The 7,755-nt window shown below is 70.0% G+C and carries 7 protein-coding genes; 6 read left to right on the top strand and 1 reads right to left on the bottom strand.

Annotated elements, in window-relative coordinates; genetic code table 11:
- The coding region (gene murA, locus ACFP2V_RS37760; RefSeq protein WP_381220961.1) for a UDP-N-acetylglucosamine 1-carboxyvinyltransferase at positions 1-1,345 on the bottom strand (1,345 nt) is incomplete at its 3' end.
- Positions 1,346-1,660: 315 nt separating this feature from the next.
- Here murA and ACFP2V_RS37755 point away from each other — a divergent pair.
- The 6 genes from ACFP2V_RS37755 (at position 1,661) to ACFP2V_RS37730 (ending at position 7,564) form a co-directional block, all read left to right on the top strand.
- Positions 1,661-2,233 (top strand): YqgE/AlgH family protein, encoded by a 573-nt coding sequence (locus ACFP2V_RS37755; RefSeq protein ID WP_381220958.1) that lies wholly within the window; start codon positions 1,661-1,663, stop codon positions 2,231-2,233.
- A 29-nt stretch (positions 2,234-2,262) separates the two neighbouring features.
- Complete coding sequence (locus tag ACFP2V_RS37750) at positions 2,263-2,556, top strand: DUF3039 domain-containing protein (protein ID WP_381220955.1); 294 nt, start codon at positions 2,263-2,265, stop codon at positions 2,554-2,556.
- A 213-nt stretch (positions 2,557-2,769) separates the two neighbouring features.
- Positions 2,770-4,062, top strand: a complete 1,293-nt coding sequence (locus tag ACFP2V_RS37745; RefSeq protein ID WP_381220952.1) for an extracellular solute-binding protein — start codon at positions 2,770-2,772, stop codon at positions 4,060-4,062.
- A gap of 4 nt (positions 4,063-4,066) precedes the next feature.
- The gene (locus ACFP2V_RS37740; protein WP_381220949.1) at positions 4,067-5,035 is read left to right on the top strand and encodes a carbohydrate ABC transporter permease; all 969 of its coding nucleotides are present in this window, start codon (positions 4,067-4,069) and stop codon (positions 5,033-5,035) included.
- 29 nt (positions 5,036-5,064) lie between these two features.
- Complete coding sequence (locus tag ACFP2V_RS37735) at positions 5,065-5,910, top strand: carbohydrate ABC transporter permease (protein WP_381220979.1); 846 nt, start codon at positions 5,065-5,067, stop codon at positions 5,908-5,910.
- A gap of 1 nt (position 5,911) precedes the next feature.
- Positions 5,912-7,564, top strand: a complete 1,653-nt coding sequence (locus tag ACFP2V_RS37730) for a beta-N-acetylhexosaminidase (protein ID WP_381220946.1) — start codon at positions 5,912-5,914, stop codon at positions 7,562-7,564.
- Positions 7,565-7,755: the final 191 nt, after the last annotated feature.

Genomic DNA, 7,755 nt, shown 5'->3' with positions numbered 1-7,755 from the left:
AGCCCAGGGCCTTGCCGGGCAGTTCGACCTTCGCCCCCAGCTCCACCAGCTTGTCCATGAAGTTCTCGTAGCCGCGGTTGATCAAGCCGATGCCGTGGACGCGGGACGTGCCCTGGGCGGCGAGGGCGGCGATCAGGTAGGAGAAGCCGCCGCGCAGGTCGGGGATGACCAGGTCGGCGCCCTGGAGCCGGGTCGGGCCCGAGACGACCGCCGAGTGGAGGAAGTTGCGCTGGCCGAAGCGGCAGTGGGAGCCGCCCAGGCACTCGCGGTAGAGCTGGATGTGCGCACCCATCTGGTTGAGCGCCGAGGTGAAGCCGAGCCGGGACTCGTAGACCGTCTCGTGGACGATCGACAGCCCCGTCGCCTGGGTCAGGGCGACCACCAGCGGCTGCTGCCAGTCGGTCTGGAAGCCCGGGTGGACGTCCGTCTCCAGCGCGATCGACTTGAGCTGGCCGCCCGGGTGCCAGAACCGGATGCCCTTGTCGTCGATCTCGAAGGCGCCGCCCACCTTCCGGTAGGTGTTCAGGAACGTCATCATCGAGCGCTGCTGGGCGCCGCGGACGTAGATGTTGCCCTCGGTGGCCAGCGCCGCGGACGCCCAGGAGGCGGCCTCCAGGCGGTCGGGAAGGGCGCGGTGGTTGTAGCCGCCGAGCTTGTCCACGCCGGTGATGCGGATGGTCCGGTCGGTGTCCATCGCGATGATCGCGCCCATTTTCTGCAGGACGCAGATCAGGTCCTCGATCTCCGGCTCCACCGCCGCGTTGGACAGCTCGGTGACGCCCTCCGCGAGGACCGCCGTCAGCAGCACCTGCTCCGTCGTGCCGACGGACGGGTACGGCAGCTTGATCTTCGTACCGCGCAGCCGCTGCGGGGCCTCCAGGTACTGGCCGTCCGCACGCTTCTCGATCGTCGCGCCGAACTGGCGCAGCACGTCGAAGTGGAAGTCGATCGGCCGGCCGCCGATGTCGCAGCCGCCCAGACCCGGGATGAACGCGTGCCCCAGCCGGTGCAGCAGCGGGCCGCAGAACAGGATCGGGATGCGGGACGAACCCGCGTGGGCATCGATGTCGGCGACTTTGGCGCTCTCCACCCGGGTGGGATCGAGCACCAGTTCACCGGGCTCGTCGCCGGGGCGGACCGTCACCCCGTGCAGCTGCAGCAGCCCTCGTACGACCCGGACGTCACGGATGTCCGGAACGTTGCCCAGCCGGCTCGGCTCACTGCCCAGCAGGGCGGCGACCATGGCCTTCGGGACGAGGTTCTTCGCGCCGCGGACACGGATTTCCCCCTCCAGTGGGGTTCCGCCGTGGACAAGCAGTACGTCTTCAGCGCCGTTGACGGTCATGAATCTCGCGTTCCGTGGAGGGGGCAGGGGCCAGAAGGGCAAGGGTAGTCGCCCCCCACGCCCGTTCCAGCAGCCCGGGCACGGCCCGGTGTCGTCCCGTGCCCACCGCAACACGAGCAGTGTCTCTCCGGCCACTCGGGGTCACCGCCGGCACCGTGCGCCGGGGACACTTCCGTACGCCCGCCGGCCGCCCGTGGTCCGCTCCGGCCCGCCCGACGGCGCCTCGCCAGGCCGCGCACGGGCCGGACAGCCGCGTTCACCCCCGTACCCCGATTGCCTCCCCACGGAAGGGGAAGATGCGGGATCATATCTGGCATGACCGAGGTGTCCTCGCTCACAGGGCGGCTGCTCGTGGCCGCGCCCGCCCTGGCGGACCCGAACTTCGACCGCGCGGTCGTGCTCCTCCTCGACCACGACGAGGAGGGCTCCCTCGGTGTCGTGCTCAACCGCCCGACCCCGGTGGACGTGGGGGACATCCTGGAGGGCTGGGCGGACCTGGCCGGCGAACCCGGGGTCGTCTTCCAGGGCGGCCCGGTGTCGCTGGACTCGGCCCTCGGCGTCGCCGTCGTCCCCGGCGGGACGGGTGGCGGGGACGTGCCGCTGGGCTGGCGCCAGGTGTACGGGGCGATCGGGCTGGTCGACCTGGAGGCACCGCCGGAGCTGCTCGCGGCCGCTCTCGGCTCGCTGCGCATCTTCGCCGGATACGCGGGGTGGGGCCCCGGCCAGCTGGAGGACGAGCTGGTGGAAGGCGCCTGGTACGTCGTGGAGTCGGAGCCCGGCGACATCTCGCACCCGGTGCCGGAGCGGCTCTGGCGCGAGGTGCTGCGCCGCCAGCGCAGCGAGCTGGCGATGGTGGCCACCTATCCGGACGACCCTTCGCTCAACTGATGCGTGTGAGCTTCAGTACCCTTTGTTTCATGAGCACTCTTGAGCCCGAGCGCGGGACTGGTACGGGAACCCTCGTAGAGCCGACGCCGCAGACCTCCCACGGCGACGGCGACCACGAGCGCTACGCCCACTACGTCCAGAAGGACAAGATCATGGCGAGCGCTCTCGACGGCACGCCCGTCGTGGCGCTGTGCGGCAAGGTGTGGGTGCCGGGCCGCGACCCGAAGAAGTACCCCGTCTGCCCCATGTGCAAGGAGATCTACGAGTCCATGAGCGGCGGCGACGACAAGGGCAAGGGCGGCAAGGGCAAGGGCGACAAGTAGCCGCGCCCGCCTCGCCCTCGAGGCCCCCGGGCGCGTTTTGCGCGCCCTGGGGGTCTTTGTGATGCCCGCGCGTTGCGCGGAGTGCGTCAGCCGGTCACAGAGTGGTCGAGACCTCTTGTGGGCCGGTTCACCTAGTCCCTAGCCTCCGGTGTTGTTGTGCACAGCGAAACCGGCGTTGCGCATGTTGCAACACCCCATCGGAGGATGCAGTCCATGAAGTTGTCCGTCCGCCTGGTCGCCCTCGCGGCCGTCATCGCCACCGCCGCCTGCGCGCCCCAGACTTCGGGGGACTCCTCCTCCGACAAGGACGAGAAGACCGGGACCTTACGCGTCTGGCTCTTCCAGGAGGTCAACAACGCACCCAAGGAAAAGGCCGTCGAGTCCGTCGTCGCCGGATTCGAGAAGGCGCACGACGGCACCGAGGTCACCGTCGAGTACATCCCGGTCGAAACCCGCGCCGAGCGCATCAAGGCCGCCTTCAACGACCCGAAGTCCGCGCCCGACCTCATCGAGTACGGCAACACGGACACCGCCGGCTATGTGAAGGACGGCGGACTCGCCGACGTCACCGAGGAGTTCGGCGCCTGGGACGAGGCCAAGGACACCGACCCGACCGCCCGGCAGTCGGTCACCGTCGACGGCAAGGTCTACGGGACGCCGTACTTCGTGGGCGTCCGCGCCCTCTACTACCGCACGGACGTCTTCGACGAACTCGGGCTCGAACCCCCCGCCTCGCAGGCCGAACTGATCTCCACCGCGCGGGAGATCCGCGCCGCGAAGCCGGACCTGTACGGCATCGCCGTCGGCGGCGCCTACACCTACGGCGCGATGCCCTTCCTCTGGGCCCACGGCGGTGAACTCGCCACCGGCAAGGGAGGCTCGTACGCCTCCGCGATCGACACCCCCGCCGCCCGCAAGGGCATCGAGGCGTACACCTCCCTCTTCGGCGACGACAACTGCCCGGCCGCCAAGTGCGCCGGCATGGGCGGCAACGACACGGTGACCGCCTTCGCCTCGGGCAAGGCCGCCATGGCGATCGGTGGCGACTTCAGCCACGCGGCGATCGAAGCCGGGACGGTGAAGGGCAGGTACGCCGTCGTACCGCTGCCGGGCGTGAAGTCCGGGTCCATCGCCCCCGCCTTCGCGGGCGGGAACAACCTCGGTGTCCTGAAGTCGACCTCGCACCGCACCCTCGCCGTCGACCTGATGCGGCGGCTCGCCTCGAAGAAGGCGCAGGGCGAACTGTTCGACGCGATGGGCTTCCTGCCGACCTTCTCGGACGTGCGGCAGCAGGTGGCCGCCAAGGAACCGTTCCTGAAGCCGTTCGTCAAGACCCTCGCCGCCGACACCAAGTTCGTGCCGGCCTCGCCCGCCTGGGCGCAGATCGACGCCTCGCTGGTGCTGCCGACCATGTTCCAGGAGGTCGTCAGCGGCAAGAAGGACGTGGCGGCCGCGTCCGGGAACGCGGCGAAGAAGATGAACGAGGCGTTCGGCTCGGTGGGCTGAACCAGTGGCCGCACAGGACGCGGTGGCCGTGCGGAAGCGTCCCGCGCTCCGCACGGCCACCGCCCCCCGCGCGCCCCGGGGTACCCGGGGCCGGGGCCGCAGGGCCGGCCTCACCCCCTGGCTCTATCTCGCCCCCGCCCTCGTCGTCCTCGGCGGGCTGCTCGCCTACCCCGTCCAGCAACTCGGCCTGATCTCGCTCTTCCACTACACCCAGGCACAGGTCAGCGGCGGCGAACCGACCACCTTCCAGGGCCTGGGCAACTACACCGAACTCTTCTCCGACGAACAGTTCTGGCAGGTGCTGCTCACCACCGTCCTGTTCGCGGCGGCCTGTGTGGTCTCCACCCTGGCCGTGGGCTGCGCGCTCGCCGTGCTGCTCACCCGGGTGCGTGCCGTGCCCCGGCTCGCGCTGATGCTGGCCGCGCTCGGCGCCTGGGCGACCCCGGCCGTCACCGGCTCCACGGTGTGGCTGCTCCTCTTCGACGCCGACTTCGGCCCGGTGAACCGGGTGCTGGGCCTCGGCGACCATTCATGGACGTACGGGAGGTACAGCGCCTTCTTCCTCGTCCTGCTCGAAGTCGTCTGGTGCTCCTTCCCGTTCGTGATGGTCACCGTCTACGCCGGCATCCGGGCCGTGCCCGCCGAGGTGCTGGAGGCCGCCGCCCTGGACGGCGCCTCGCAGGGGCGCGTCTGGCGCTCGGTGCTCGCGCCGATGCTCCGGCCGATCCTGGTCGTCGTCACCATCCAGTCGGTGATCTGGGACTTCAAGGTCTTCACCCAGATCTACGTCATGACGGGCGGGGGCGGCATCGCCGGCCAGAACCTGGTCCTCAACGTCTACGCCTACCAGAAGGCGTTCGCGTCCTCGCAGTACGGCCTGGGCGCCGCGATCGGCGTGGTGATGCTGCTGATCCTGCTCGCCGTCACGCTGGTGTACCTGCGGCTGCTGCGCCGCCAGGGGGAGGAACTGTGACGCTCGTGAGCGAGGACGGGGTGCGCCGGGTGAATCCTGTGCGCAGGTTCGTACGGCGTCCGTGGCGGCTCGCGGCCGAGGCGACCACGCTGACGGTCGCGGCAGTGGTGGCCTTCCCGCTGTACTGGATGGTGCTGAGCGCCTTCAAGCCGGCCGGCGAGATCGAGTCGGACCGGCCGCGGCCGTGGACCCTGACCCCCACCCTGGATTCCTTCCGACGGGTGTTCGGGCAGGAGGAATTCGGCCGGTACTTCCTCAACAGCGTGGTCGTCGCGGTCGCCGTGGTGCTCGCCTCCGGGCTGATCGCCTTTCTCGCGGCGACCGCCGTGACGCGATTCCGGTTCCGTATGCGGACCACCCTGCTGATCATGTTTCTGGTGGCCCAGATGGTGCCCGTGGAGGCGCTGACGATCCCGCTGTTCTTCCTCATGCGGGACGCGGGCCGGTTGAACACGCTGTGGTCGCTGATCCTGCCGCACATCGCGTTCTCGCTGCCGTTCGCGATCTGGATGCTGCGGGGGTTCGTGAAAGCCGTTCCCGAGGCGCTGGAGGAGGCCGCCTACATCGACGGCGCGAGCCGCGCGCGGTTCCTGTGGCAGATCCTTTTCCCGCTCGTTCTGCCGGGTCTGGTGGCCACCAGCGTGTTCTCCTTCATCTCCACCTGGAACGACTTCCTGTTCGCCAAGTCCTTCATCATCAGCGACATCTCGCAGTCGACGCTGCCGATGGCCCTGCTGGTCTTCTACAAGCCGGACGATCCCGACTGGGGCGGCGTGATGGCGGCGTCCACGGTGATGACGATTCCGGTGCTGGTCTTCTTCGTACTCGTACAGCGACGCCTGGTCTCCGGACTGGGCGGCGCGGTAAAGGACTGATGTGACCGAACTGATTCCCGCGCCCCGCAGCGTCGTCGCCGGTTCCGGCGAGGTGCGGCTGACGGCGTACTCCCAGCTTTACGCCGGTCCCGGGACGGAGGGCGTCGGCCATTGGCTGCGCACCGTCCTTTGGCAGGCGACAGGCCTGCCGCTGCGCGAGGGGAGGGAGCTCGACGACACGGACGGCGACGGCATCGGGCTCCAGCTCGACCCCGGGCTCGACCCCGAGGAATACCGCCTCGTCAGCGACTGGAACGGCGTCCTCATCGAGGGCGGCAGCGCGGCCGGTGCCTTCCGGGGCGCCCAGACCCTGCGGCAGCTCCTCGGCCCCGAGGCGTACCGCAGGGCCCCGCTCGGCCGCGACCGGGCCTGGGCGGTGCCGCACGTGACGATCGAGGACGCACCCCGCTTCCGCTGGCGCGGGCTCATGCTCGACGTGGCACGGCACTTCATGCCCAAGGAAGGCGTGCTGCGTTATCTCGATCTGATGGCCGCGCACAAACTCAATGTCCTGCACTTCCACTTGACCGACGACCAGGGCTGGCGCATCGAGATCAAGCGGTACCCGCGGTTGACGGAGGCCGGTTCCTGGCGCGCCCGGACGAAAATCGGCCACCGCGCCTCGCCCCTGTGGAACGACACACCGCACGGCGGCCACTACACCCAGGACGACATCCGGGAGATCGTCGCCTACGCGGCCGAGCGGCATATCGCCGTCGTCCCCGAAATCGACGTGCCCGGCCACTCGCAGGCCGCCATCGCCGCGTATCCGGAACTCGGCAACACCGATGTCGTCGACACCTCCTCGCTGACCGTCTGGGACACCTGGGGGATCAATCCGAACGTACTCGCCCCCACCGACGCCACCCTGCGCTTCTACGAAGGAGTGCTCGAGGAAGTCCTGGAACTGTTCCCCGCCGATGCCACGGGCGCCTCGGGATATTCGTCGTTCGTCCACATCGGCGGCGACGAATGCCCGAAGGACCAGTGGCGCGCGTCGGACGTCGCGCAGAAACGGATCGCCGATCTCGAACTGGCCGATGAGGACGCACTCCAGTCCTGGTTCATCGGGCACTTCGCCGGCTGGCTCGCCGAGCGGGGCCGCCGGCTGATCGGCTGGGACGAGATCCTGCAGGGCGGCCTGGCCCCGGGCGCCGCCGTGTCCTCCTGGCGCGGCTACGCCGGCGGGGTCGCCGCCGCCCGCGCGGGGCACGACGTGGTCATGTGCCCCGAGCAGCACGTGTACCTGGACCACCGTCAGGACGCGGGCCCCGAGGAGCCGGTGCCGATCGGGTACGTGCGCACCCTGGAGGACGTCTACCGGTTCGAACCGGTGCCGGCGGAGCTGACGCCCGAGGACGCCGGGCGGGTGCTCGGCACCCAGGCCAACGCCTGGTCCGAGGTGACGGAGAACCAGGCGAGGGTGGACTACCAGGTCTTTCCCCGGCTCGCGGCCCTCGCCGAGGTCGCCTGGAGCGCGCTGCCCGCCCCCGCCGAACGGGACTTCGCGGACTTCGAGCGCCGGATGGCCGCCCACTACCGGCGACTCGACGCCCTCGGCGTCGCCTACCGCCCGCCCGCCGGCCCGCTGCCCTGGCAGCGGCGCCCCGGTGTGCCGGGTCGCCCCATCGACGGCACACCCCCGAACCGGTAGCGCCCCCCGAACCGGAAGGCGCCCCCGAACCGGTGGCGCCTGCCGCGTCCGGAACCGGCCATGCGCAGAAATCCTCCCCACCCATAACAGGTCACCCGAAAAAGTCGCAAGGATCATCGAACGGTGCCAATTCGAGCACGCGGACGATGGCGTGTGAAAACGGGTCAAGTGGGGCGTGGGGTGGGGAACGT

The organism is Streptomyces incanus (genome assembly GCF_042656345.1).
Taxonomy (GTDB): Bacteria; Actinomycetota; Actinomycetes; order Streptomycetales; family Streptomycetaceae; genus Streptomyces; species Streptomyces incanus.
This window is presented reverse-complemented; position numbering and strand designations above follow the sequence as displayed.